We start from the raw sequence: 24,509 nt of genomic DNA, 5'->3' as shown, positions 1-24,509 counted from the left end.
CCTCGAGTGGCTGATTTCCTGTGTGCACCGCGATGCGCAGGCATTCAACATCCCTACTTAAAGCCTGTGAAGGTGGCAAAACAGTAAAGTTTATTGTTGTCATAATCTTTAAGTGTTCAAGAAATAAAAGCCAAAAACCTTTATTTCCCCAAATGTTATTCAACTATGCTGCCCTAGCTGAGCGAAGGGGATGCTGTACAGTAGCCCCCATAGTTCACATGCTCAGTCAGATCCCGTTTGAGTATTGAACTCATTCTTTGTTACAAGTCGATATACACGCCTTTTCTTCGACCGCCCGAATATAGTGCCCATCCGGATCATAAAAGGTGAAATAACCAAAATCATTAGTAAATACAGGTTCTTGATCAATATGGGCTCCAGCTTGTTTAATCCGTTCATGCAAAGCAAGCAAATTATTCGTCAACATCTCAACCATCGTCACGTGCCCCGTGCTGCTTGTGATAAAGAATGAACGAGGAAATACAAACTTCAATTGTGTGACCTCTTCCGGTTTGGTTTCCATCAAAAAAATACTCGGCCCGTTTCCATTTTTCAATGCAACATGTGCCTCCCCAAACTGAAAATCTGCCGAATTCAATTCATAGCCCAACACATTGCAATAAAAATCTACCGACGTTTTCAAATCCGTGACTGGAAATCTCATGCAACAGTAACCGCTCACATCCGCATTATTCGTTTTTTTGCTCAACATATTCTACATTCTCCTTTTTTAAATAGCTATTTTCGTTGTTTATTACTAAATTATCACTTGCGTTTTCAGTGCATCCGTTCTCGCTTCCGTGCCGTTCTCCGTTCACGATATTCCTTGCCTGCACCTTCCGGTCCCTAGAACGAGAGTTACTTCAAATTCTTTGTCGATGATCGCCATTGCTGGTTCTCAGATCAATTCTGAGTATTTGAGGCTGAAGCCTTCCTTGAATTTATTTATTCGTTAAAAAATTTCACAAACCTGCCCGATAGTTGAGCGACCACGCGGACGCAGTAAGAGTTGATGGATCAGCTCTTCATCTCTTTGATAATCTGATGTCGAATAAAAAAAGCCGGTTATTCCTTACTGCAAGGAATTCGGCTAGTTTACAGTTAGTCTACGAGAAATAGAAGCCCGCTACAGCAGCCTACTTCCCTTATACCTATATAATAACTCATATTTTCGAGAATAAACAGACTACTAATTTTTGTAAATTTAACTATAATAAATAGCAATCGTAAGTTTCATATTAGGGATACCGCAATTACAAATGATTGGCGAAATGGAGGATGCTGTCCATGAGAATCGGAACTGCACGAGCCGTAGCCGCCGAGTGGGTCACGCATAACGCCAGCCGGGAGGTTTGGTTTCGGGGCGCGTATTTCAGCGGCTCGACAGTTGGGATGTCTGATGAAGCAAAATTGTCTCCGGCGTCCGATGTCGATATCGTAATCGTCACCGCACAGACTGAGCCTCCCCTCAAGCTTGGGAAATTCATCTTTCGTGACACTTTATTGGAGGTCACATATCTGTCCTGGAACGAGCTCTCCTCGGTAGAGGAGGTTCTCTCATCCTACCACTTGGCAGGAAGCTTCCGGGTGGACACAATCATTGCCGACCCCACAGGACATCTGCGCTTATTGCAAACACAGGTGGCTCACCATTTCGCAGTCCGTAGGTGGGTACGTCGCAGATGCGAGAACGCCACCCAGAGGGTCGAGAATTCCTTGCGGGCTATCGACATCTCGGCACCGTGGCACGATCAGGTGACGGCTTGGCTGTTCCCGACCGGCATAACCGCGCACGTTCTTCTGGTGGCGGCTCTTCGCAACCCCACTGTGAGGCTTCGCTACCTCGCCGCACGCGGCGTGCTTGACGATTACGGTCACTCCGGCCTCTACAATGATCTGTTGAAATTGCTCGGCTGTGTTGATCTGACTGCCAGTCGAGTCGAACAGCATCTCACCAATCTGGAACATACATTCGACGCCGCCGCAGCTGCGGCAAAAACACCGTTCTTCTTTAGTACTGATATCACCGCCGTATCACGATCGGTCGCAATCGACGGAAGCCGTGAACTCATTAGGGCTGGCAATCACCATGAAGCCATCTTCTGGATCGTTGCGACCTTTGCCCGCTGCCACAAGATTCTGGCTGCAGACGCCCCGCATCTGCTGAATGTTCATGCTCCGGCATTCCACGAGATCGTTGCAGATCTAGGGATAACCTCTGCGGGCACCCTCATCCACCGTGCCAGGGATGTCATCCAGTTCCTTCCGAGACTATGGAAGACCTCCGAGGCAATACTATCCGCCAACCCGGGAATCGTTGACAAGTAGCGGGGTGTTAGGCGTCATACTAAACTAATCCGTTGCTAACTATCAGGAGGAGCAACTAGTTCAACCTTAACCCGATCCGGATCCTCAAAGAATACTGCGTAATGGTTCTTGCCTCCTGCATATGGATGATTGGCTTGGTATAAAATCCCGGTCCCTCGAGAACGTAACTTCTCAGTTATAACATCGACTTGTTGACGCGATTCGGCGTGGAAAGCCAAATGGTTCAATCCTATACGACATCTATGAAAAGAATCATTGAGGTACCTATCGCCTGTCTGAACGAAGACAAGATATGTATCTCCAAGCTTCCAACTTATGCCTTCATCCCATTTCTGAAACAGTTCATAACCGATTTCGTTCAGAAACCATCCCCAAAATTCAGAAGAACGCTCCAAATTTGAAACATTGATTTCTATATGGTGAATGAGTCCTGCTTTTCCATTCATAAAAGCCCCCTCCTTTCTCATTATTCGGGATTTCGTTACTCTTTTCTATCATTAAGAAACGCTTCGAATTCCCGGATCGTTTCAAACCGGTTGATTTTGACTTCATGTTTTTTGAGATGACGTTCTAATAGGTAGTTCAGATTTCCAACAGCCTTTAGTAAAGGAGTTAAGTCGTCAGGATTAAGAAGCTTAATAAGATCGGGAAACTGGAACTGATTGTAGAATGCATGGTAGGCCGAAGCATCATCTAATTGGCCCGGCCACTGCCCCTTTTCAGCGAAATAAAGAAATCGGGCGATTTCATCCTGCACACCGATAGCCCAGTAGTAGGCAGTTGAATAATCGTTCCTTTCACAGGCCGACGCAACCTTGTCCAATACCCCCTTTACCTCTTCGTAAAAACCCAACATTCTGTCTGGGTACGAAGAGGCGGTGGCATAGGTTTCCTTTTTAATCAAAACAAGTTTAAGTGCTTCGCTCAGCAGCTCTTCGCAAGCCTGCCGGGCCGTTGAAGCTTCCTGTGCTTTTATAATTTTATCAACAAGCATTTCAACGCGCGCCGGTTTGAATGGAAGCAGCAAAATCTGATCCATGTTTTTACCCCAGCCTGCTGTGTAATAGGTCTCGTTCAGCAGAGCAAGGCTCTCGAGAACTTTCGTCAAAACTGCGTGAGCTTCCAAACGAAAGAAGGTCATATCGTTATCGTTGCTGCTGCTCATCTTATTTAGATGAGTATTGGCATCGCAAAGCAACGTTTCCGCCCTCTCTGTCAACAATCGTCCATTCTTTGGATCGCACATATCCCTGATCTTGTCTCTCAGCTTCATGAAGCGAGCTTGATCACCGTCGGAACGAACATAGAGCAGGTGGCAATCAGCGATGATTGTCGTATTCGGTTCCTTCAATGCAGCCATATTTTCAGCCCGTTCCCAGCTTATAGGCCAGAAGTCGAAGCTAATCTCATTCACGATGAACTGGATGCTTGCGCGGTAACCTCTTGATGTTGCCGGGATGAAGAAGAAGTCCAGGTCTGACCGTTTTGTGGCCGTTCCTTGGGCATATGACCCATAGTAAGCAATGATCGCAATATCATCCGGATAGCTTGTACGAATATGGTTCACCAACGCATCAGAAACGTCAAATACATTGAACAATTGCTAGTCCCCCTCTTTCTACACTGTCTGGCTAAATTAATTCCCCAACGCTGAAAATAGGCACCGCTTCAATAACCAATCCGAAAGCTGGCGAAGATGCAAATTGAACTTAACATGATGAATTTCCATTTATATAAACAAATTATATCACCTTCCCTTCGAACAAACGAAAAAAGGAGCTGCCGTGTCGCAAGCTCCTCCGCTATCGTTATTGCAGATCAAAGGCATGTATTCCCATGAACTATAAATATCTCTTACTCTATGCAAAATTCGACATCCGATGCATTCCGGATGTCAGCAAACGACCGAAACATACCGTTGTAGCGCTCTATCAGTTGAGGTGCGCTTTGATTACCTTGGCCCCATGTGCTGTGAGCGTCCCCTGCGACGATGACTTCATATCCTAACTTACTGGCTTGGCGGCATGTCGCATCGACACACAAATCCGTTTGAATACCCGTTAAAACTACCTTCTTAATCCCAAGCCTCGTCAATTCGTGTTGAAGATTCGTTTCATGGAACGAGTCGGGGGTATGCTTTTGAATGACGATGTCTCCCGAAGCAGGAGCGATCATGGGATGAATATTCCAACCATGACTATTTGTTTCCAGCGGTTCTCCTTCGCCTTCGTTGTGTTGAACATATATAACGGGAACATCGCACGCTCTAGCTTTCTTAATCAGCCCACTTATACGCCGAAGTAAACCTTCACCATCGTACACAGGGTCTTGCTCAGGGAACATTCCTATTTGAACATCAATTACCAGCAGAGCCGTATCCGATTTCATAAACGAGCACACCTCCAAGGTTAAAATAATACTCCTGTTCATTATACACGAACATATATTCTTGTGTAAATTGTACAGAAAACAATCAAACGAGCCGGACAAGGGTTGTTTATCAGAGATTATTTCATAATCAAATTAGCCTTGAATTGAACTGAATTTTCGGAATATTTAGATTAATTTTTAGAAGAATATCTAATTTTTTCCATCATACACTGATAGTGCCAAACCCGATGCAGAGCTGCAAACGCAGAATTTGGCGATATCAGTGTAGGAGGTAAATTGTGCGAAAACAGAGTAACGATTCCCCGAAAGTAGCAAAAGATCATTCTTTCAGCCTCGAGATAAAACCGCAAACCTTCAGCTTCAAGGGCAGCCCCGACAATCCCCTTAACGAGAAGGTTACCGAGACGGTCAACAGGATGGGAGGAGTAGGAGCCGATGCGGAAATCAAATACCGCAAATCACTCACCGAGCTGTCTCGTTCGGCAAAAGAGGTTGCCTCCATTGTCGCTGCCGAGTATGGTCATCTGTCGTCCGACCAGTATTTGGACCGGTGGTCGTTGGTGCAGCTATTGTCGGATCTGAACGAACCCTCCGCTTTATCCGCGCTTGAGCCTATTCTCAGCTCCCCCATTCCGCCGGAGAGATCGGAGGACCCTCATAGTCTGAGCACAGTCGGGGAAGAAGTCATAATCCGGACTACTGCGGTGGAAGCCGTTACCCGATTAGCGGCGAAGGGTGATGTATGCGCAAGGGAATTATTGCTTAAGTATTCAACCCATGACAATTTCTCGATCAAGAGAGCCGCAATCCAGGGCTATTTAACGTATGGCGGCAAAGATGCCCGCGAAACACTGTTAAAAACCATAGATGAGAAAGACCGCCATATCATGGACATCCAGCGTACCGACGTAAGGCGTGTTCCGCAAGCGCAAGGCGGACTCCATATTGTAAACCGCGATAAAGACGAACTGCCGCCGCCGGCCGACCCGGACAGGAACCATTTATAAACGGGGTCATGACGCGGTGAAGCCGCTCAATTTCTCTGCGACGCAAACATAACGTTTAGGAGGCGAATCATGGCAAGCTGCACATTCATGGTACCCGATAAAAACGCAAGCGGGGACAATTTGTACGGAAGCATTATTTGCAATCAGGCCTACATCGATTATTTCTGGAATACTTACGGTTTCAGCGGAAATAAAAACTATTGGGATGACGGCTTCGGCTGGGAAGATCCCTGCAACACTAATCTGCCTCTCGCCCGTGCCTTCAACGCCTGTTATCTTCTCACATATTCCGCGGAAGACTATTCCAACGAGAGCTGGAGTTCTCCGATACTGAATTGGGGCAGGCGTTATGTGCGGAACAACATCGACGATTTGCGTTCCCTATGCGGAGACGGCAGCGCAATAGCAAGATCATATTCCGGCTTCTTCGTAGATGATCGGGTTGAACTATACTTAGGTTTCTTCTATTCCAAAGATGTCCCAGGACGTGCGGAAACGCTTATTCACGAAGCTCGACACCAGGGCGGCAAAAGCCACAACGCCAACTTTCCGGCCGGCTCAGTGTTCGGCGGGGGAAAAAGCGGGGCGGACTCCAACTGGGGTTACGAAGGGGCCTGGATGTACGGAGCCTTGTATTTATGGTGGTTTTACGCTGCCGGAGCCCGTACGACATCCGCAATGAGAGAGCGTGCCCGCCAACGCGGAAACCTGGTCATCGATAACGCGTTTGCGACGCATCCCGGGTTCAGCATCTAGCGAATTTTGACAAGAGGTGAAGGCAGGGTGCTATCGCCCTGGCAGAGCAGAAAAAGGACCAAGGCGCGTCTTATCCGCCTTGGTCCTTTTCCCATTCTGTTCATTAGTTTTATTATTGCTTCGACTACGGCTACCGCACGATGGATACTGCTAAGACGGGATCTGTCCCCGCGCTGAAATCGAACGTTAAGCTCGTCGTACCCAATGGCTGATTGCCCAGATAGCTCTTCGAAATCGTTACCGTATTGCCCGAAACGGTGAAATCTGTTCCCATTGCAAGCGATGCGGTTCCGTTCTTGAGGCCGAGCAATGTATTACCATTGAGCGTCATGGTAACCTGAATGTCAGATGGTCTTTTCTTGGAGAATGTCGCCGTTGTCGGCGTAATGCTTGAATTCATTATCGGAGTACTGCCCACGGCGGGATCGCCGTATACGATACCCCGACCGTTCGTGCCTACGTATACCCTGCCGTAAACTTTCGGATCGCCCGTAATCGCGCTGTTCAATACGCCGTACTGATGCTGGTCGTCGTTGACGCGAACCCATGTGGCACCTGCGTCGTCTGAACGGAAAATGCCTCTTACGCTATCGATTTGGGCCGATACGTACAGCGACATATACGTTTTACCCGGCGCCGCCTTGCCAAACCCTACCACATCGGCCTTCTCGACATCTGCCAGCTTCGTGAATGAAGCGCCGGAGTCAGTTGAGTGCCAGAGGCCGTATGGGCCGGTTTCATCACTGCCGCCAGCAAGCCAGATATCGCCCTCCACACCCGGAATAGCCTTGAAGTTCAGCGCTCCTTGGACTGGCAAGCCTGCAGCCGAGGTTTGCGTAAAAGTGGCGCCGCCGTCGGCGCTGATATAGAAACTTCCACCAGAATATGCATAGAACTTATTTTTGTTCACGCGGTCGGCCGCGATTTCCGCGTTGGCGGGTACGCCAGAGCTTGCCGTCCAGGAGCTTCCACCCGTCTTCGAGTAGAATACGCCGATATCCTGCGTTTTCCAGACCAGGGAGCTGCCGTCGGCTGCAACTGCAATCATGCCTCCGCCTGTCGTGCCGCTTGGTTCCGAAGACGGGTTGGACCAGGTCGTCCCGCCGTCACTCGAAAGTGCGATCGATTTGGCGTTCGAGTTGGCAGAATAATTCGCTTTGCCTACCCGCGCGATAAAGCTTGGGTTTAGCTCTGCATAATCGAGGCTTGTTGTACTATCCGGATTGATCAACATCTTCGTTGGAGCGACCGTCAAATCATCGTGGCGGAAGCCGGAAACGTCTCCTACCGCGCTGATCAGAGGTGCGCCTGACGGTGGACTGATCAGGTCGAGCACGGCCATCTCCTCAATTCCTTTAGCCATCACGGAAATGTTGATTTGGCCGCCGCTGTCCCAGGTTGTTAGATTATTGGTGCCGTAAAGCGTAGCGCCTGTGCCGTACATCATCCGGTTCGAGTTGAACGGGTCGATTTCCAGATCCCCGACCATCCAGCCCAGCTTCGGAGACACTTCCGGCAGCGAGGGGGTTGCGCCCCAATCCAGCCAAGGCGCTGCTGATATATCCTGCGTGTATCGGAAGGTGCGGTTCGGATAAGCCCCCCAGTCCCAAGCCCGGGTCCAGGTCGCGCCTCCGTCGGTGCTGCGGAAAATTTGCGTGTCCGGCCACCAGAGATTCAAGGCCGCGACCATTAACGTATCCGGGTGCTGCGCGTCAACCGCAAGACCCCCGTAACCGAAGCTGTTGTCGCTGCTGCTGCTTGGAACCGGGCTGATATTGGTCCATGCTCCGGTCGCTGTATTGAGCTTCCATACATCGCCCTTGGCGCCGTCATAAGGACCGATGCCGTCGCTGTATGTAACGTACAGGTTCCCATTCGAGGACAACACGCCATGATGCGGCAGGAATCCTGTTGGTTGGCCGGGAACCGCCGACCAGGTAGCCCCGCCGTCCGCACTCCGGTAGATGCTGTTCCCTTTATCCGCTACTCCGACGTAGATGGTCTGGGTTGCATTGCCGGAAGTGCCGGTGCTAGGATCGAACGTGATCCATGCCAGACCCATAATATCACCTTGATAGCTGTTGGAGGGGTTCTCAACATAAGTACCCGTATTCGTAAAGCTCGTCACTTTATTCCATGTTGCCCCGTAGTCGGTACTCTTCCACAGACCGTTGCCGCTTCGGGCCCCAAAGTAAAGAATGTTGTTCTTGTTCGGGTCGATCGCAAGACGTTCCCCTATGGAGCGTCCGGGCATATTGCCGCCGACCTTGAAGGGCAGCTGTGTCGATTGCCAGGTGTTTCCTTTATCGGTCGAACGCATGATATACCCGTTGTTGGGATCCCATTCGTTCGTGTAGGTACCTGCGGCAATATATAACCGGTTTGGATCGACAGGGTCGGTCGCCAGTGCGTCGACGCCTAATTTCGACCAGTCGCTTGTTCCCACAAAATCAAGCAGCGGAGTCCAGCTTTGGTCGGTCTGATTCCAGCGGTATAACCCTCCGATATCCGTTCTGGCGTAGATCAAATTCTGCTCTTTCGTGTTGAAGATAATGCCGGGTATAAAGCCTCCGCCGGCTCCCGTGTTAACATTACGCCACGTATAAGCTTCGCTGCCTGCCGCATTCGCCTTCGGCGTCATTTGGGCTAAAGATGTGCCCGTAATAATTGCGGTAAGCACCAGGATGCAAAGCTTGTTGATCAGCTTTCGTGTCATTGTCATACCTCCCTCAAGTTTTAAAAATGATGAAGTGCAGCTTGTGAGCTTCTTTTGCCGGTTTGTTGAATCCAGCACCTCCTCCGTTTCCGTTTCCGTTTCCGTTTACATCAGCAACCTTTTGTGAATACGCTTACATATTATCACGCACCAAATCCTTTCCATACCTGACAATTTGGATTAGATTTCAGGTATATTTTAGACATTTTCATGCAAAAAGTGCATCTACGGGTCATGCAGCGGCTCGTACCAGGAGGAAAGGCAGCGGCGATTTCGTGACAATTCACGAGGCTGCCGCCCGGAATTTGAAAGGAGTTACCGTTTCGTTTCCACTGGGCTGCCTGATTACGGTAACCGGCGTATCAGGTTCCGGTAAATCGACACTGTTGTTTGATCTGCTTGCCGCCGGCGGCCAAGATGACCAACCGAGGACCGGCTGCCATCAGATCACCGGACTCGCTGCGGTCGGCGGGATCATCACAATCGATCAGTCACCTCTTGGCCGGATGAGCCGGTCGAACGTTGCGACTTATACGGAAGTGTTCACCATGATGCGGAACCTGTTTGCAGCCCTGCCGGAGGCGAGGAAAAGCGGCCTTTCGCCAAAGCACTTCTCGTTCAATACGCCCGGCGGACGGTGCGAGACGTGTCAGGGACTCGGCGTCGTCCCAATGGATATGTTTTTCCTGCCGGATGTGGAGGTCCGCTGTCCAGCTTGCCGCGGAAGACGGTTCAAGGACGAGGTGCTGAGGGTAGCATACAAAGATTGCACGATCTCTGACATGCTTGACTTGACGGTTCAGGAGAGCCTCCCCCTGCTGCGGGATCATGACAAAACAGCTGAATCGATCAGACTCCTGTGCGAGGTCGGTCTCGGCTACCTGCAGTGGGGACAGTCCGTGCGGACGTTGTCCGGCGGGGAATGTCAAAGGGTCAAGCTGGCGAAAGAGCTTAACCGTAAAACGAAACAGCATACGCTTTATTTGCTTGACGAGCCGACTACCGGTCTTCATCCCGTTGACGCCCGCCGGTTGCTGATCCTTCTGAACAAGCTGGTGGATGCCGGCCATACGATCATCGCGGTGGAGCATAACCTGGATGTCATCCGCGATTCGGACTGGGTCATAGACATCGGTCCCGAAGGCGGTGATGCAGGAGGAATGCTCATGGCTGCCGGCACGCCGGAGCAGGTGGCGCTTGTTGAAGCGTCCCATACCGGCCAATTTCTGCGGCAGGTTCTGTAATCTTCGATAGCGGCCGCTAGCTCACTGTAGAGCGCTTGCATCGATTTGAGACATTTTCGAGAGGCCATATTTTGGATCGGAAAGCCCCCTTCGTTCAATCAGGGAAATGGGTTACTGAAGGGGGCGCCGGTGCCCTCAATCAAATACAAAAAACATTATAAAAATTTTGCTAAGAGCTCATCAATTTTTCCCGTAAGTTCTTCGTCTACTTCATCTTGAGTTGGATGGTATTTCATACGCTCAAGATCGGTCCTTAACTCAGACAATTCTTGAGTGGATAACCGGTTTATTAACCCATAAAGTAAAGACCACTTCCATCCGCCATCGTTAGAATTTAAGACAGCCCGGATATGAGGTATTAAAAGATGCCCATAATCGATTAGCAAATCCTCTATATCTTGAGCGATCGGCCAATTCATGTCTTGCAGCGATTCAAGTAGTTGAGGCAGGACTTGTACTATCGTTTCTTTGTTTTCTTTTTTTAATTTTTCCACACTTTTATAGTCAAACTTGTTTCTTGGGATTAATTCGTTCTTGTCCATCATTAATCTCCTTGAATTCCACTGGCCTTGATTATGAATCAAGCGAGCACTTTTTTCTCGAGCGTTTGTTTTATTTCATCCCTCAATCTCTCATATCCTCCCGGGATTGGTTCATCCGATAGACGTTTGAGTTCTTTTTCAAGAAGAGCGGTGTAAGCAGTATCGAATGCATTATCTTCTGGGACTTCGATATCGGGACGAACCCCCACTCCCTCCCAATTGTCTTTGGTTATCGGATTTATTGCGCGGCCGTCAGGGATAAATACTTCAAACTCCCTGTTTATTCTATGCATTCTCCCCGGGTGAGCCCCGCCGCCAGTCCGCTCCCCGACAATAATCGCCCGGCCTATTGACTGAAGGTTGTAAGCAAATTCCTCGGCGGCCGAAAATGTTCTCCGACTTGTTAAAATATACAGCGGCTTAGTACCGCCAAATTTCTTACCCGGAACATAGGGCAGGCTCCAAAACTGCTGAGTTTCATCATTTTTTCTCCAATACAGATTGTTCAGATGCGTAGGCGACGGTTCGAGCAAATAGCTCGAGATGAACGCTACCATATAAGGAGAACCGCCATGATTATTCCGCAAATCAATGATCATGCAGGAGGTGTTTGCTAGGAAAGCCATTGCGCTGGTTACTGTTTCTCCAGCAAGCTCAGGCGGCATAAATGCATCAAATTGCAGCAGCCCGATATTCCCCGGTAACCGCTCGGTTTTGGTGAACCCGTAGTTATCCAGCCTGATCATTGTGAAGAAATCATCTTCGTTACTATTCTTTCGGGAATCCTCAACTTGGGCTTTTTCTGTGCAGTGCCGAATTCGTAAATGTTTATCCCCAGAAGAGCTCTGTAATTTCGAGGTTAGCAGGTCTGCAAACATTGAATAATCCTGGAATCCTTCGTATTCGATCTCATTCATTTGAGTAAGTTCGCTTCGAAGGCTCACAGCCGTTTCTGGAAATACATAATGTTCAACAATCAAATCTGTCAGTGCCTTTATTGTATCTTTCTTAAAGCCATGGTCCATTATTGTTCCTCCTAGGTTAAACTATGTAAAATCGATATCAAGAAAAGGTAAATCATTTTCAATATTACTGGTCGTGGTTTCAAGCATTTCTTTCGACCATGGATGCAGGTTATTTAAATCCAAGCTGCGAAAAGCACCCGAGTAAACGAGAATTTCCCGGAGTCTGAGAAACAAGGGGATTCTCTTCAGCCAGTATGAATCAAGAGTGTTCTCCCGGAAATATCCCTCCATAAAGTAATCGTAAAACCGTTTTGCAGTACGATTTCGCTCCTCTGTTCCATCACTCGGCAGCGGCGTTGCATAAAACAGCGGATTTGCTATATCCGCCGCAAACCAGTTGTATTCACACTCATCAAAATCAAAAAGCGTCACTTCATCGTTATGCACATGCAAATTATTAAGGTGAATATCGCCATGAATCAAACCGAACGAAGCTGCATCTTTGGGTAATTGTAATAATTCATTTAGAAAGTACTGTGTTTTTTCTATTATATGAGCGTAGGAGACAGGGATATATTCGGTAAACTTGGTAAGGTAATTATTTTCCTTCCAGTCGCATCGATCTACGGGTCCTTTCTCTATCTTGTACTTTTTCGATAACGCATGTATCTTCCCGGTAGTCCGCCCTAACCTTTGTATCAGATTTTTATCTTCCATAAAGGCCACATAGTCCGGTTTGGCTCCGGCTGCCTTTTCAAAAGCTGTAGCGATAAAATAGGAGTCCCCATGATTGATTTTATTGACAAGCTCGCCCTCTAAAGATCGGATTGGTGCGGCAGCATTCACCCCGTGATTGCACAAATATATAATCCAATACAGTTCAGCTTCGATCATACTCAAGGAACGGTGGGAACTATGGGCAATTCTAATAATACAACTCTTCGTATCTCGATTCACCTCGTAGACAAAGTTTTGAAACCCGTGCAAGTCGCTCAGATCGTTCTTATCATATCCGTATTTGCCGGCGGATTCGTTCAAGATATCGTCGTTAAGTAAAGCTCTTATCTCTGTTTCCAATTTGATTCCCCCCATAAATTCTGTAAATAAGCTATTCTATAGCTGGTCAAGCTTTTCCTCCTACACGCCTGTTTATATAAAATTTGGTAAGAGGAATGCCCGGCGCATGCGCAACCTTCTCTGGGCGTGTATCGTCGATATGAGTATAGATGAGATGAAACGAGGGGTCTCGATGTTACGCAAATCAATGATAGTTGCAATTACTGCTGTTCTGTTGTTAACTTCATGCGGGCAACCCGATCGCAAACCGATATCCGCACAGGAACGCGCTCGCCTATCGGCGCAAACCGACTCACGCGTTGCGCAGTCATCGAATACGTTCGGTCTCGAGCTGATCGGGAAATTGAAGCAGGAAAAGCCCGGAGAAAACATTGTTGTATCACCAATTAGCATCGTACAAGCGCTGTCGATGACGATGAACGGTGCGGCAGGTCCGACACTGGACCAAATGGCAAAGACCCTGCATTTGGAGGGGCTGCCTGCGAAAGTGCTAAATGATGAGCAGCGAAAGCTGCGGGAGCTTCTGCTTCAGCCCGGCCCCGGTGTTAAGCTGTCAATGGCCAACTCGCTCTGGCTGCAGCAAGGTTGGCCGTTTAAGAAGCCTTACCTCGATAGCGTGAAATCTGCGTACGGAGCGGAACTGAACGAACGCAAGTTGAGCGATCCCGCTGTGTTGAAGGAGATCAACAATTGGGTCGATAAGGAGACACAGGGCCTCATTCCAACGATTCTGGATGAGCCCGTGTCTGAGATGACGAAGTTGATGCTGCTCAACGCTCTTTACTTTAACGGGACATGGAAAAGGCCGTTCGAGCCGGAAGACACGAAGGACGGCGACTTTACGAAATCGGACGGAAAGGTGCAGCACATTCCTTTCATGCATCAAGAAGGCAAGTTCGAATACGATGAGACCGATGAGTATCAAGCGGTGCGGTTGCCATACGGCGATGGTCAAATGGGCATGCTCGTCGTGCTGCCGCGTAAGAATGCCGACCGAATGACGACGGCGAAGCTGCTGGCAGATCCCGGCTTATGGACGAAGCCTTTTACCCGCTTCAACGGGCAGTTGGCCCTGCCGAAATTCCGAGTAGAGGGCATGCTTGACTTAATAGACACATTGAAGGCCATGGGCATGAGCTTGCCGTTTGACCCGGGAAAAGCGGACTTCAATGAAATGGCAGACACAAGCGGTGACCGTCGGCTCTTTATCAGCAAGGTCGTGCATAAGACGCTGGTCGATGTCTCCGAACAAGGTACCGAAGCTGCTGCCGTAACGATGGTCGGAGTCGAAACCACGAGCGCTCCACCGGAAGGCAACTTCCAAATGACGGTCAACCGCCCGTTCCTATTCGCGATACAAGATCTGCAAAGCGGCGTAATTCTTTTTGTGGGATCAGTAGAGACGCTTTAGAAACTTCGCAATTACGTCCAATTCGCAGCTGAAAAAAAAGAGAGAAAAAAAGACCCCGACAGGGATCACTTAGTCTGCCTGATTCAGGTGAACCAGCTTGTCGGGGTTTGAAACCATATAAATAGATGTAATCTGGCCGCCCTTAAACGCAAGTGAAACGGCATAATGTACGATGCCACCTATCTTGTAGACAAGTCCAGGCAGGCCGTTGACTATTCGGAACGATATCTCCGTATTGGACGGCAGCTTCGCGGCCGTTCCAGCCACGAATGCGATAATTCGCTCGCTGGAATGGATCGGATTGAGGGCCGCTTTCACTTTACCGCCGCCGTCACTAAGCAGGACTGCATCGCTCTTAAGCAGCTGCAGGACACGCCCGATATCGCCGCGCTCGAGGGATTGCGCAAACTCCAGGAGGATGCTCCTAAGCTGCTCGTTATCGGTCTGAGGCGCCGGCTGCGGATCCGGCTCAAGCGCCGGTATGCCGCGCTTGGATCTTCGGAAAATCTGACGGCAATTCGCCGTACTCTTGCCTGTAATCTCAGCGATCTCGTCATAGCTGAAATCGAAAGCTTCGCGCAGCACAAATACCGTCCGTTCAATCGCACTAAGCTGCTGCAGTAAGAGCAGATAAGCGGTATGGATCGTTTCCTTGCGTACGCATATATCCTCCGGTCCCCCGAAATCCTCAATCAACGGCTCCGGCAGCCAAGGTCCAATATAAGTCTCCCTGCGCCTGCTTTCCTTGCGGATCCGATCGGCGCATAAATTCGTAATGACCCGGCAGAGAAAAGCCTTCTCATTATGGACAGGTGCAACAACGGCACTGTCTCGGATGATCCGCTCACTCCAGACCATAAAGGTCTCCTGTACGGTATCCTCTGCATCCGTTACACTGCCTAACAACCGGTACGCAATTGAAAATAAGAGCGGTCTATAAGTTTCATACAGCTGACCTGTTTCCATTCAAGACTCCTCTCAACGTTTCCTGCGCCCTCCCTTGAAGCAAAGCCTCGGCGGCGCGTTTAGCGCTGGCAGCAGCCGCGTCGGCCAGCAGCTCCCGATGCCCGGCCCAGTCGCCTGCCACATAAAGCCCCGGCATTTCAGGAACGTCGGGCCCCGGCAGAGCCACGCGACCCGTATGCGCGTGATCATAGACTACAGTCATATGCGGCAAATACTGACGGGCGACGACTTCGTCGCGCCAGCCGGGCTGCAGCAGATCGAGGCTGCGCTCCATATCCGTCCTGTCGAGTGCGGCGTCCGGCGCTGCGGCTCCGTGATACTTAATAACGGAAACAGCCAACAACCCGTTACGTCCAAGATTAGCAGCGCGTGACTGGTTCGTAAACAGGAAAGGTGAATCAATCCCCATCACGAACTGGATATTCGGTCTTGTGAGCCTTCGCATGACGAGGTCAAGGCAGGCCGAAGTGACCGGTCTGGCTTGCTTGCGCCATACATCCAGCGATGTGTGTTCGGCCCCGTTCACGATCCGGCAGCATTCAGCAGGCGGTACCGCCATGACCACGGCATCTGCAAGAACGGCTTCACCGTCAGCCAACCGAATCTCGAAGCCGCCGGACTCATGAGGTTCAGTTGAATCTTCGGCCAGTCGGGCGACTGCACTGACTTGTTCAACGACTTTCCCGCTGACGGCGTCAACGAGGCCGGTTGCTGTCGCAGCCTTCCTGAGACGGTCGATAATCGTCCGCCATCCGCCGTCCACATACAACACGCCCCCATTCAGTACATGCTTGATCTGCCTGAGAACAGGACCGGCGAGTTGGATATCCTGCTGGTGCGCGTAAGTGGCTGTCCGACAAAGCGCATAGAACAGGTGACGCACCTGCGGTTCTCGAATACAACGCTCCGCCCATTCGGTCAGCGAGCCGGCTGGGAGCCGGCTTTCATCAAGTTTTTTCACGCCTAGAATGATGCGGGAAAGTGCGATCTTTCCGGGCCACGACAGCAACCGAGAGGTGAACAGTGACATCGTCGACCCTGGCAGCGTGTATACCCCCCCGTTCAATACACCGTGCCCCGAGGATCCGGGATTTCCTCCTTCGAGCGCGATACCGAGGTCTTTAAGTACGGCGGGCAGCTCTCCGTCCAGGTACACTGCATGCCCGCCCAGATTCAGCGCCACGCCTTCCCGCGTATTTGTTGCTGCCCTGCCGCCGAACGTGTCCGCCTTTTCCACGAGTAATACACGCTTACCGCCCCTCGCCGCATAAGCTGCCGATATCCAGCCGCTCAGTCCGCCGCCCACGATTACAACATCCCATTTGTTATGATTCATTCGAATCCCCTCCAACCGTTTTCCCTTATGTCGTTTGGGGGATCGTTTTTGTGACACATCCGCTCAAAATAAAAAATTATTCATTCTATGGTTTACATCAATAGGCCACACTTCGCTCATTTTTGATCAAAAACCCATTTCTGCTTTAGGTGAGCATTGTCAAACAGCGGATTCTTGTTTCGATGGTTTTTACTACATCAGCTATGTCCACACCATCAGTCATAATATATTCTTCGAAGCATGTATCTTTATATGACTCCAAACATTTGGCCGTTTGCTGGAAGCACCAGTTCCCTTCAAGCTCTCCACGCTGTCTTAGGCGTTCAAATATCGTTTCTTCTTTGGCTATCAAGCAAAAATGATACGTTCTGTCATCGATCTCCTTAAAGCCATTGAATATATAATGAAAATAAGCCTTATTGAAAATTGTCATTGGTACAATAATGTTTTTGTCATATTTATTCCGCAATAACTCAGCGACCTTAACCACAAGCATTTTCCACAATTCCATATCTTGGAAATTGTCTGTCTGCTCGTCCGGCGTTTTTAATTCGTCCGTTATAATGTTTCGCAGCATGTAGCCTACTTCTTCAGGGTCGTATATCATACTGTTGGAGATACATTTAAGGAGTTGGTTTGCAACTGTTGTTTTGCCAGCTCCAAAAGCTCCGTTTATCATTATGATCATGTTGCATTTCCTCCAGTTCGATTATCAACCTTATTTCAAACCTTCAAGTGCCGTTTTAATCGATTTACCAAACAGGGGATTTTCCCTGGATTTACTCCAGTAAATAACGAGAGCGTTTCCTCTCTCATACAAAAAAGGGAAAGTTGTAAATCGGGCATTTTCCATCTCTTTATTGAACTCTTTAACTCCCTTTACTCGAGCTTGTTCCGTATTAAAAATATAAAAATTTACATATTCAAGATCACCGTTTTCTGTCGATCCTGGCGTTTCTACACCGTACATCTCAGGGACAACGTTGTTTAAATTTAATGTATGGCCGACTACTCCGAAGGCTGTTAATTTCACTCCCTGATCTTCAATAGCCGTTATAACAGCTTCCAATTTGAACTGATTCTCCTTGATACTAGCGCAGCCGTTTATTGCAATCAGACCTATGACAATGGCTAGGATGAGTTTTATTTTCGACATAACTTATAAAGCCCCCTTATTGTTTGTTTTGAAAGGTCTTTCGGTACCGATTCACGAGTATGATAGATGCTTGATATTCGATGGGAATCGTTTTTTGTTGAATTAATTTCATTTCCTATGATAGAAAAAAGACCTTGCCGGCATCAGTAATATATGTGTGCGAAAGGAGCGAGCAGATTGCCGGAATCAGAACGCTTGCTGCTGCAGGTTGACCCGGTACAGGTGGACGCGAACAATGACGATGAACCTAGGCCCATTAAAGAGGCGGACCTTGTTGCCAAAGCTAGAACCGGGGACCCGGATGCATTCGGTGAGCTGGTCCGAAGCAGCCGGTCTAAAGCATTCGGTCTGGCATACGCCATGACACGTGACCACCACCTTGCCGAAGATGTTGTGCAAGATGCGCTCGTCCGAGCATTTCTTCATCTGGGCACATTGATCGACAGCAGCCGGTTTACCCCGTGGCTAACCAAGATTGTACGCAATGAGGCCAATATGAAGCTGCGCCGCGGAGGCCCGCATCGGAATGAGCGGCCATTCACAAGCTGTGTAACCTTTGAAGGCGGCACCGAGAGACCTAGCGGAGTTGGCACGGCAGGTCAACATACCGCCCGCCAGGATTGGTCCGATATTGACCGGGTGCTCTTCCATCTTAGCAGATCTGCCCTGGATGCGGCCAGACAAACGAATGATCCGTCGACGGCCCTCCTGCGCAAAGAGCTTATCGACGGAATTCGCAGCCTGCTTCATTGCTTGAGCAGGCGGGAAAGACGCATCTTTTTTGAAGCGTACTTTTTCGACCAGCTTCCACCGCAGGATATTGCCGCTTTACTGGATACCGCCGTCGCTAATGTATATAACGGCATTTCCCGGTCCCGGACCAAGATTCAACAGGAACGTATTCGCGTTCATATCAGCTTGTATGTGAAGCAGCCGCAGCAATCAGGAAAACCGGTAAAGAGACTGCTCGCTCCGCCGTTATACAAAATAACTTGGAAGGATTGAGATATTATGGGGAACAGAACTGATTTTACATGGAGTCACAACACAGATACAACCGCGCTGCACAGCATACTGCAATATACGGATAAGGCGGGTATGTCTCTGGTTAATGTAATGGGCTATTCTGGTCATGCATTTCGCATCATCATCGATCGGGAAGCGGTCGAGGTCGGCAGCTATTCTTTTTTCGATTGGAAGCTTCGTCATGGCGAAGTGATGCAGAACCTTGGCTTTACGATACAAACCGCAGGGAAACAGACTAATACTCCTCCAACTCCAGAGGAATTAGAAGAAGGAATCAGACTCGTCCAAGAGACAATTGACAGAGGGTTGCCTGCACTTGGCTGGGACTTATTCATTCCGGAGTGGGGAGTCATCTACGGCTATGACGATGAGAAACGCATTTTTCAATGCAGGGACATTCGAAAGGACGGCGAACTGCCATACGAAAAGCTGGGACGGGGCGAAGTCACGGAGCTGTATGTGCTGGCGGTTACAGGTTCCCGGCCGGTCGACCGTCGGAGTATACTGAGGGGCGCTCTCCAGCTTGCCGTCAATCATGCCCACGACACGTATGTTGAACTTGAATCATCGAATCATCGCAACGGACTTGCCGCCTATGATGCTTGGATGGAGGCATTCATCAACCGGTCTGTTGATCCCTTCGGTAACGGAGTCAACACGGGGAAAATTTGTGATGCGCGAGAGTTTGCAGAGCAGTTCCTGCAAGAGCTTTCCACAAGCTGGCCGGGTGATGAACAGCATGATGGGCAATTTCGTGCGTTGGCTAAAGAGGCGGCGGAGCATTACAGTATCGTAGCAGAACGACTTGGTCAGATGCGCTCAATGTTTCCCTTCCCCCAAGGCGGAGAACCAAACCAAGATGCTCAGGCAGAGCGTGCCCTGGAACTGCTCCGTGAAGCGAAGGCGGAAGAAACACAAGGCATTATGCTGCTGGAGCGGATGCTGGAATTGTTAGATTAGTACGGAATTGCCGAAGAAGCGCCCCGGGAGAAACCGGGGCGCTTCTTGCTGTACTGACCAACTAAATATTAAGATTGGAACACAAACACAGGGCCCGAGTCTGTAAAATAGATTGTGTAAACTCCTAAACCTATTACAATGGAAGTAGAAGAAAGGTTGGGGAGAACACATGGGATTATGGACGAAACAGCAACTCCGGCAGTTCATCAAGGAGAATAAGTTGGTCTCTGCGCAGGATGCACAGAATGCGTTGAAAGAGCTGTTTGCTGAAACGCTGCAGGAGATGCTGGAAGCCGAGATGGATGAACATCTGGGCTATGAAAAGCACGATATGCAGAACAAACAGACAACCAACAGTCGTAATGGCAAGAGTAAGAAAAACATCGTAAGTGAGTATGGTGATCAGGAGATCGCCGTTCCCCGTGACCGGCAAGGGGAATTTGAACCCCTGGTGGTGAAGAAGCACCAGTCTAATGTGACCGGCATTGAAGATCAGATTATTGCCCTTTATGCCAAAGGTGTCAGCACGCGTGAGATTCAGGATCATCTGCAAAATCTGTATGGGATTGAGGTCTCTCCCACCTTTATTTCTAACGTGACCAACAAGATCATTCCCTTGATTAAGGAATGGCAGAACCGGCCGCTCCAAGGCGTGTACGCGGTTGTCTTCCTGGATGCCATACACTTCAAGGTGAAGCAAGATGGTGCCATTGTCAATAAAGCCGCCTACATGGTAATCGGCATCGACCTGGATGGCAACAAGGATGTACTGGGCATGTGGATTGGTGAGCATGAATCCGCCAAGTTCTGGCTTAATGTTCTAAACGACCTGAAGAACCGGGGCGTGCATGATATCCTTATCATCTGTGTCGACAATCTGACCGGCTTCAGCCAAGCCATTCAGGCTTGTTACGCGAAAACGGATATTCAGAAGTGTATCATCCACCAGATCCGCAACTCCACCCGTTACGTCTCTTACAAGGATCTGAAGAAGGTAACAGCTGACCTGAAGCCGATTTACAAAGCAGCGACGGAAGAAATGGCACTCGTCGAGCTCGATCGCTTCGAGGAAACCTGGGGGAATAAGTACCCGCTCATCATTCGCTCTTGGCGCAATAACTGGGATGAGCTGGCCACCTTCTTCAAGTATCCACCCGAAATCCGCAAGCTCATTTACACCACCAACATCATCGAGAGTTACCACCGCCAACTTCGCAAAGTGACGAAGGGAAAAAGCATCTTCCCGACGGATGAATCCTTGTTGAAAATGCTTTATCTGGCCACCATGGATGTTACGCGTAAATGGACAGGCCGCGTTCAAAACTGGGGTCAAATGCTGCTGCAGCTCTCCGTTTTCTATCCGGACCGCATCGGACAGCATCTGCGATAAAATTCCCCCCTCGGGGGAAAGCACGAAAAGAGTTTACACAAAAGATTTGACAGACCCCAGGGCCCTTCCATCTCTCATCTTCTATCATTTGCTCGTCATACGAGACGTTCCCCTTGTACTTTGCAATTACGTGCTTCCAGAACTCGTAAGCGTCCTTATTGCCATATGTTTGTCTAATCTCCCACGTGCCACGAAACTGTTTAAATAGCGAGAAAGCAACCTCTTTTCCCACACCCTTACGCTTGTATTTCCTCATAATAAAGAAATCACCAATTGTGTTCGTCTTTTCCGCTGAACTGAGTTTCATGTATTGCGTAGGAACATCAAGACTAACCAGAGCAAACCCTGCAATTTCCCCGTCTACTTTCACTATAAATGGACGACGATATTCGTCTGTCCATTGGTGATCGAAATATTTATATAAATAAAATCCATGGCTATTTAAAACATGTCCATCAAACTCACTGCTGTCATAACGATATAGCTGAATCAGGTTATAGAGAACCGTTTTTTCCTCATATGGTACCAGAGATATATCAATATTCATATTATCACTCTTTTTCACAGTTTATGGAATGCTCTAAACACCAATCCCGCAGAAACTGCAGGTTCGTGTTGAAGTATTGATCGTTTTGCCACGCTCCCCATATTTGCGAGTTGCCCGTATGCAGACCCATTAACCATATCTCCCTAATCGCCACAAAGGTAGGAATCGCTTCAATATCATGTACAGAAAGCATTTTATGCTTCTGGTAGGAATCGAGGAAAACGCCCCACAGTTCGTTGTTAAACTGGTCTTTCCCGCGTCCTCGCACCTTCGCCCAGAGGAATACAGACAAATCATAAGCTCTCCAGCCAAACCCGGCACAATCAAAGTCAAAATGAGTTAAGGCACTATCATGAAAGTGCACATTTCCCCCATGCAGGTCACCGTGACAGACACCCCAATCCAGCTCGAAAGAAATCCTGTTTATGCGTCTCTGCAACGAAGAAGATAATGACTCCAGATACTCGATATCCTCCGGTCTGTGAGCTAACAGACGCTTAATCGGCCGAATAGGTTCCTTAAGCAAATGATCCAGATCAATTGCAAATCTTTCATGACTGCAGTGGAAATCATCGAGTGCCAAATGCATCCTGGCGACTTGTTCGCCATATAAGGAAGAATTCTCTTTACTGTCCGAATGGCCTCCTGCCGCGTAGGTAAACAGAGCTGCGAAACGCACTCCCTCATGGGCCGCTAATTGCGTAAGGTACCCGCCATCCTTCTTCATTACTGAATGAGACACCGGGACTCCATTTAATATCAGGTGATTTAACAATTCAATTTCAAAATCGATATCGCTTTTATTTCGCCAATTAGCTTTGTAAATTCGCAATATGTATTTATTATCGCCGGTGTCCACTAAATAAGTATCATTAAGCCCGTTACTGAGGAACCTGCATTCCGTGACGTCACCAATATTATAAAGATCAGTTATCACAGGTGCCAATGCATCGGAAGATATGACGGAATGATTAACGGCCAAATTAAGCATATATCGCACTCCAGTCCCTGGAATTGTATGACACAGGTGCAGCTTTAACTCCCGCTTTACTTAGCATGTAATCCATATCTACATTCTCCTGTCTTTATTGTTTCTCTACTTGGAAACAATTCTTTTAATTGGGTTTCATAGCTTTTGGCCGGGTCGGCTTCATTTAGGATATTCGTGAATCGATGAAGATTTCCTTTAATTGCTGCAAAGATGCGGTAATGACGCAAACCTGTTTATTCCAGTTTAAATGACAACTAGAAAAACCGCTCTTATGAGCGGTTCAAATTTAACGTATGACTTTTTTCTGCGACCCTAGGAAGGTACTGTGACCTACTTCCACTCTCCCAAAATCTCCTTATAAGCCGACAAATACTCTCCCGTAAGCCGCTTCGCCAGCGAGTAGGAATTTACGAGAGGGTGGGCCATAAGGGCCTCGACGGCAAGCTCTTTGGAATTGTGCTTCACCGCTTCCACGGTCAATCGTTCGAACCGCTTTACACTTTTCATCAGCAGATACATGGGTTCCGGAATCTCGCCGATAGCAACCGGCTTCGCTCCTTCCCGACTCACTACACAGGAAATTTCAACAACGTCATCATCTGCAAAACCGGCGATTGCACCTTTATTCGGGACAGATAATACGATATTGCGTCTCGTCTTTGCTTGCAGCGCTTCTACGAAATCGAGCATCACTCCCGCATAACCAAGCGACTCGGGAAGCTGAAGCTGCTCCACCGGTGCAATTTCCTTAGCCGCCGTTGCCGTCTCGATGGCCATGTACGAAGCTTCTCTTTTCTGCGTATAGTAGAGATAGGTTTGGATAGCCTGCTGCGGGTTGCTTTCGATCGGCATGCTTTTCAACACTTCCAGCATTTCCTTGTTGTTCTGCGCGATCATCTGTCCACGGGTCATCCCGGATTTCATAATGTTCTCAAACGCTCTCTCCCTGTGGTAGTAGTAATATAAATACTCGTTAGGCAAATAGGGAAGGGCGGTCAGCAAATCGCTGTCGAACATGCCAAATTCATCGATGCGGGAGGTAAAAGCCCTGTCGTTCTTGAGTGTTGGGAGCAGGTTCAGCTGATTATAGACAACCTTGCTTATCCAAGATAAATGGTTCAATCCGAAAAACTCCACATAAAGCCTGTTCGGGTCCACACCCATTACTTCGGCCATGCGCAGCTTAGTATGGCTCGGCGTATCGCATATCCCGATAACCCGATCGTAGCCGGCGCTTCTCAGCGCCTGGGTAACCAGCCCCGAAGGGTTGGAGAAGTTGAAAATCCATGCCTCCGGCGCGACCTCAGCGGCCAATTTGCAATAGTCAAGCAGCACGGGGATGGTTCGGATCGCCATGGAGAAGCCGGCCGGACCTGTAGTCTCCTGCCCTATCACTCCGCAGTCCAAAGCGATTTGTTCATCGGTATATCGGGACTGCTCTTTACCTACGCGTACGGTTGTTACGATATAATCCGCATTCCGAAGGGCTTCGCGCGCGTCGGTGGAGATGCCGAGCTTCAGCTTGACGCCGCTCTCGGCAATAACAATCCGGCACAGCTTAGCGATAATCTCCAGCTGCTCCTCATCCGTATCCAGCAGAACCAGATAGTCAATGCCGGATTGCTCCGCCTTCAATGTCAGGCTCTTGGTAAAAAGGACGGCCCTAACGCCCCCTCCGCCGATCAGCGTCAGTTTCATGA

General features: G+C 48.9%; 22 protein-coding genes and 1 pseudogene. 8 read left to right on the top strand and 15 right to left on the bottom strand.

The window, feature by feature from the left end; genetic code table 11:
* Nucleotides 1-250 precede the first annotated feature (250 nt).
* Nucleotides 251-712, bottom strand: coding sequence for a VOC family protein (locus tag KZ483_RS12230; protein ID WP_220352898.1), 462 nt, complete (start codon nt 710-712; stop codon nt 251-253).
* Nucleotides 713-1,287: 575 nt separating this feature from the next.
* Here KZ483_RS12230 and KZ483_RS12225 point away from each other — a divergent pair.
* The gene (locus tag KZ483_RS12225; RefSeq protein ID WP_220352897.1) at nt 1,288-2,328 is read left to right on the top strand and encodes a hypothetical protein; all 1,041 of its coding nucleotides are present in this window, start codon (nt 1,288-1,290) and stop codon (nt 2,326-2,328) included.
* 35 nt (nt 2,329-2,363) lie between these two features.
* Here KZ483_RS12225 and KZ483_RS12220 read toward each other — a convergent pair whose 3' ends face one another.
* From KZ483_RS12220 to KZ483_RS12210, 3 genes are all read right to left on the bottom strand, one after another.
* Nucleotides 2,364-2,774, bottom strand: a complete 411-nt coding sequence (locus KZ483_RS12220) for a VOC family protein (RefSeq protein WP_220352896.1) — start codon at nt 2,772-2,774, stop codon at nt 2,364-2,366.
* Between the two features lie 35 nt (nt 2,775-2,809).
* A complete protein-coding gene (locus tag KZ483_RS12215) occupies nt 2,810-3,928 on the bottom strand; it encodes a nucleotidyltransferase domain-containing protein (protein WP_220352895.1) in 1,119 nt (372 codons plus the stop codon).
* A 254-nt stretch (nt 3,929-4,182) separates the two neighbouring features.
* Entirely contained in the window at nt 4,183-4,716 is a 534-nt protein-coding gene (locus tag KZ483_RS12210) for a cysteine hydrolase family protein (protein ID WP_220352893.1), read from the bottom strand.
* A 281-nt stretch (nt 4,717-4,997) separates the two neighbouring features.
* Here KZ483_RS12210 and KZ483_RS12205 point away from each other — a divergent pair, with 281 nt between their 5' ends.
* Both KZ483_RS12205 and KZ483_RS12200 read left to right on the top strand, forming a co-directional pair.
* Nucleotides 4,998-5,726: a HEAT repeat domain-containing protein gene (locus KZ483_RS12205; protein ID WP_220352891.1), complete on the top strand. Its 729-nt coding sequence runs from the start codon at nt 4,998-5,000 to the stop codon at nt 5,724-5,726.
* A gap of 69 nt (nt 5,727-5,795) precedes the next feature.
* On the top strand, nt 5,796-6,482 hold the full coding sequence (locus tag KZ483_RS12200; RefSeq protein ID WP_220352890.1) for a hypothetical protein: 687 nt from the start codon (nt 5,796-5,798) through the stop codon (nt 6,480-6,482).
* 130 nt (nt 6,483-6,612) lie between these two features.
* Here the strand turns inward: KZ483_RS12200 and KZ483_RS12195 are convergent, their stop codons facing one another.
* Nucleotides 6,613-9,198, bottom strand: coding sequence for a X2-like carbohydrate binding domain-containing protein (locus tag KZ483_RS12195; RefSeq protein ID WP_220352889.1), 2,586 nt, complete (start codon nt 9,196-9,198; stop codon nt 6,613-6,615).
* 236 nt (nt 9,199-9,434) lie between these two features.
* Here KZ483_RS12195 and KZ483_RS12190 point away from each other — a divergent pair.
* Nucleotides 9,435-10,442 (top strand): annotated as a pseudogene (locus KZ483_RS12190) (ATP-binding cassette domain-containing protein); the annotation flags it as partial.
* 155 nt (nt 10,443-10,597) lie between these two features.
* Here the strand turns inward: KZ483_RS12190 and KZ483_RS12185 are convergent.
* From KZ483_RS12185 to KZ483_RS12175, 3 genes are read right to left on the bottom strand one after another with little or no spacing between them, the layout of a single operon-like run.
* On the bottom strand, nt 10,598-10,987 hold the full coding sequence (locus KZ483_RS12185) for a DUF5071 domain-containing protein (protein WP_220352887.1): 390 nt from the start codon (nt 10,985-10,987) through the stop codon (nt 10,598-10,600).
* Between the two features lie 35 nt (nt 10,988-11,022).
* The gene (locus KZ483_RS12180; RefSeq protein ID WP_220352886.1) at nt 11,023-12,009 is read right to left on the bottom strand and encodes a S41 family peptidase; all 987 of its coding nucleotides are present in this window, start codon (nt 12,007-12,009) and stop codon (nt 11,023-11,025) included.
* Nucleotides 12,010-12,030: 21 nt separating this feature from the next.
* Nucleotides 12,031-13,026: a phosphotransferase enzyme family protein gene (locus KZ483_RS12175; RefSeq protein WP_220352885.1), complete on the bottom strand. Its 996-nt coding sequence runs from the start codon at nt 13,024-13,026 to the stop codon at nt 12,031-12,033.
* 172 nt (nt 13,027-13,198) lie between these two features.
* On the opposite strand from KZ483_RS12175, the gene KZ483_RS12170 reads away from it, so the two are divergent.
* Entirely contained in the window at nt 13,199-14,437 is a 1,239-nt protein-coding gene (locus tag KZ483_RS12170; protein ID WP_220352884.1) for a serpin family protein, read from the top strand.
* A gap of 69 nt (nt 14,438-14,506) precedes the next feature.
* Here the strand turns inward: KZ483_RS12170 and sigJ are convergent, their stop codons facing one another.
* From sigJ to KZ483_RS12150, 4 genes are all read right to left on the bottom strand, one after another.
* The gene (gene sigJ / locus KZ483_RS12165) at nt 14,507-15,403 is read right to left on the bottom strand and encodes an RNA polymerase sigma factor SigJ (RefSeq protein WP_220352883.1); all 897 of its coding nucleotides are present in this window, start codon (nt 15,401-15,403) and stop codon (nt 14,507-14,509) included.
* Nucleotides 15,381-16,739 carry an FAD-dependent oxidoreductase gene (locus KZ483_RS12160; RefSeq protein ID WP_220352882.1) on the bottom strand — a complete coding sequence of 453 codons (1,359 nt, stop codon included), beginning with the start codon at nt 16,737-16,739 and terminating at the stop codon, nt 15,381-15,383. Before KZ483_RS12160 ends, sigJ begins: the two co-directional genes overlap by 23 nt.
* Before the next feature lie 145 nt (nt 16,740-16,884).
* Nucleotides 16,885-17,427 (bottom strand): AAA family ATPase, encoded by a 543-nt coding sequence (locus tag KZ483_RS12155; RefSeq protein ID WP_220352880.1) that lies wholly within the window; start codon nt 17,425-17,427, stop codon nt 16,885-16,887.
* Nucleotides 17,428-17,457: 30 nt separating this feature from the next.
* Entirely contained in the window at nt 17,458-17,895 is a 438-nt protein-coding gene (locus tag KZ483_RS12150) for a hypothetical protein (protein ID WP_220352879.1), read from the bottom strand.
* A gap of 177 nt (nt 17,896-18,072) precedes the next feature.
* Between KZ483_RS12150 and KZ483_RS12145 the strand changes: the two genes are divergently transcribed.
* From KZ483_RS12145 to KZ483_RS12135, 3 genes are all read left to right on the top strand, one after another.
* Entirely contained in the window at nt 18,073-18,900 is an 828-nt protein-coding gene (locus KZ483_RS12145; protein ID WP_220352878.1) for an RNA polymerase sigma factor, read from the top strand.
* 6 nt (nt 18,901-18,906) lie between these two features.
* Nucleotides 18,907-19,881, top strand: a complete 975-nt coding sequence (locus KZ483_RS12140) for a hypothetical protein (protein ID WP_220352876.1) — start codon at nt 18,907-18,909, stop codon at nt 19,879-19,881.
* Between the two features lie 169 nt (nt 19,882-20,050).
* Nucleotides 20,051-21,271, top strand: a complete 1,221-nt coding sequence (locus KZ483_RS12135) for an IS256 family transposase (protein ID WP_220352874.1) — start codon at nt 20,051-20,053, stop codon at nt 21,269-21,271.
* On the opposite strand, the gene KZ483_RS12130 is transcribed toward KZ483_RS12135, so the two are convergent.
* The 3 genes from KZ483_RS12130 to KZ483_RS12120 form a co-directional block, all read right to left on the bottom strand.
* On the bottom strand, nt 21,174-21,818 hold the full coding sequence (locus tag KZ483_RS12130; RefSeq protein ID WP_220352872.1) for a GNAT family N-acetyltransferase: 645 nt from the start codon (nt 21,816-21,818) through the stop codon (nt 21,174-21,176). The two genes, KZ483_RS12135 and KZ483_RS12130, sit on opposite strands and share 98 nt — an antisense overlap.
* A gap of 4 nt (nt 21,819-21,822) precedes the next feature.
* Nucleotides 21,823-22,809: a phosphotransferase gene (locus KZ483_RS12125; RefSeq protein ID WP_220352871.1), complete on the bottom strand. Its 987-nt coding sequence runs from the start codon at nt 22,807-22,809 to the stop codon at nt 21,823-21,825.
* 330 nt (nt 22,810-23,139) lie between these two features.
* On the bottom strand, nt 23,140-24,507 hold the full coding sequence (locus KZ483_RS12120) for a family 4 glycosyl hydrolase (protein ID WP_220352870.1): 1,368 nt from the start codon (nt 24,505-24,507) through the stop codon (nt 23,140-23,142).
* Between the last annotated feature and the right edge of the window lie 2 nt (nt 24,508-24,509).

It is taken from the genome of Paenibacillus sp. sptzw28 (assembly GCF_019550795.1).
Lineage (GTDB): Bacteria > Bacillota > Bacilli > Paenibacillales > Paenibacillaceae > Paenibacillus_Z.
Note: the sequence above shows the minus strand (reverse complement) of the source record. Positions and strands in the feature narration are given on the sequence as shown.

Bases quoted from the DNA above. Each gene is read 5' to 3' on its own strand.
- KZ483_RS12230 (WP_220352898.1), bottom strand. From the start codon at position 712: ATGTTGAGCAAAAAAACGAATAATGCGGATGTGAGCGGTTACTGTTGC.
- KZ483_RS12225 (WP_220352897.1), top strand. From the start codon at position 1,288: ATGAGAATCGGAACTGCACGAGCCGTAGCCGCCGAGTGGGTCACGCAT.
- KZ483_RS12220 (WP_220352896.1), bottom strand. From the start codon at position 2,774: ATGAATGGAAAAGCAGGACTCATTCACCATATAGAAATCAATGTTTCA.
- KZ483_RS12210 (WP_220352893.1), bottom strand. From the start codon at position 4,716: ATGAAATCGGATACGGCTCTGCTGGTAATTGATGTTCAAATAGGAATG.
- KZ483_RS12200 (WP_220352890.1), top strand. From the start codon at position 5,796: ATGGCAAGCTGCACATTCATGGTACCCGATAAAAACGCAAGCGGGGAC.
- KZ483_RS12195 (WP_220352889.1), bottom strand. From the start codon at position 9,198: ATGACACGAAAGCTGATCAACAAGCTTTGCATCCTGGTGCTTACCGCA.
- KZ483_RS12185 (WP_220352887.1), bottom strand. From the start codon at position 10,987: ATGATGGACAAGAACGAATTAATCCCAAGAAACAAGTTTGACTATAAA.
- KZ483_RS12180 (WP_220352886.1), bottom strand. From the start codon at position 12,009: ATGGACCATGGCTTTAAGAAAGATACAATAAAGGCACTGACAGATTTG.
- KZ483_RS12170 (WP_220352884.1), top strand. From the start codon at position 13,199: ATGTTACGCAAATCAATGATAGTTGCAATTACTGCTGTTCTGTTGTTA.
- sigJ (WP_220352883.1), bottom strand. From the start codon at position 15,403: ATGGAAACAGGTCAGCTGTATGAAACTTATAGACCGCTCTTATTTTCA.
- KZ483_RS12160 (WP_220352882.1), bottom strand. From the start codon at position 16,739: ATGAATCATAACAAATGGGATGTTGTAATCGTGGGCGGCGGACTGAGC.
- KZ483_RS12155 (WP_220352880.1), bottom strand. From the start codon at position 17,427: ATGATCATAATGATAAACGGAGCTTTTGGAGCTGGCAAAACAACAGTT.
- KZ483_RS12150 (WP_220352879.1), bottom strand. From the start codon at position 17,895: ATGTCGAAAATAAAACTCATCCTAGCCATTGTCATAGGTCTGATTGCA.
- KZ483_RS12140 (WP_220352876.1), top strand. From the start codon at position 18,907: ATGGGGAACAGAACTGATTTTACATGGAGTCACAACACAGATACAACC.
- KZ483_RS12135 (WP_220352874.1), top strand. From the start codon at position 20,051: ATGGGATTATGGACGAAACAGCAACTCCGGCAGTTCATCAAGGAGAAT.
- KZ483_RS12130 (WP_220352872.1), bottom strand. From the start codon at position 21,818: ATGAATATTGATATATCTCTGGTACCATATGAGGAAAAAACGGTTCTC.
- KZ483_RS12125 (WP_220352871.1), bottom strand. From the start codon at position 22,809: ATGCTTAATTTGGCCGTTAATCATTCCGTCATATCTTCCGATGCATTG.
- KZ483_RS12120 (WP_220352870.1), bottom strand. From the start codon at position 24,507: ATGAAACTGACGCTGATCGGCGGAGGGGGCGTTAGGGCCGTCCTTTTT.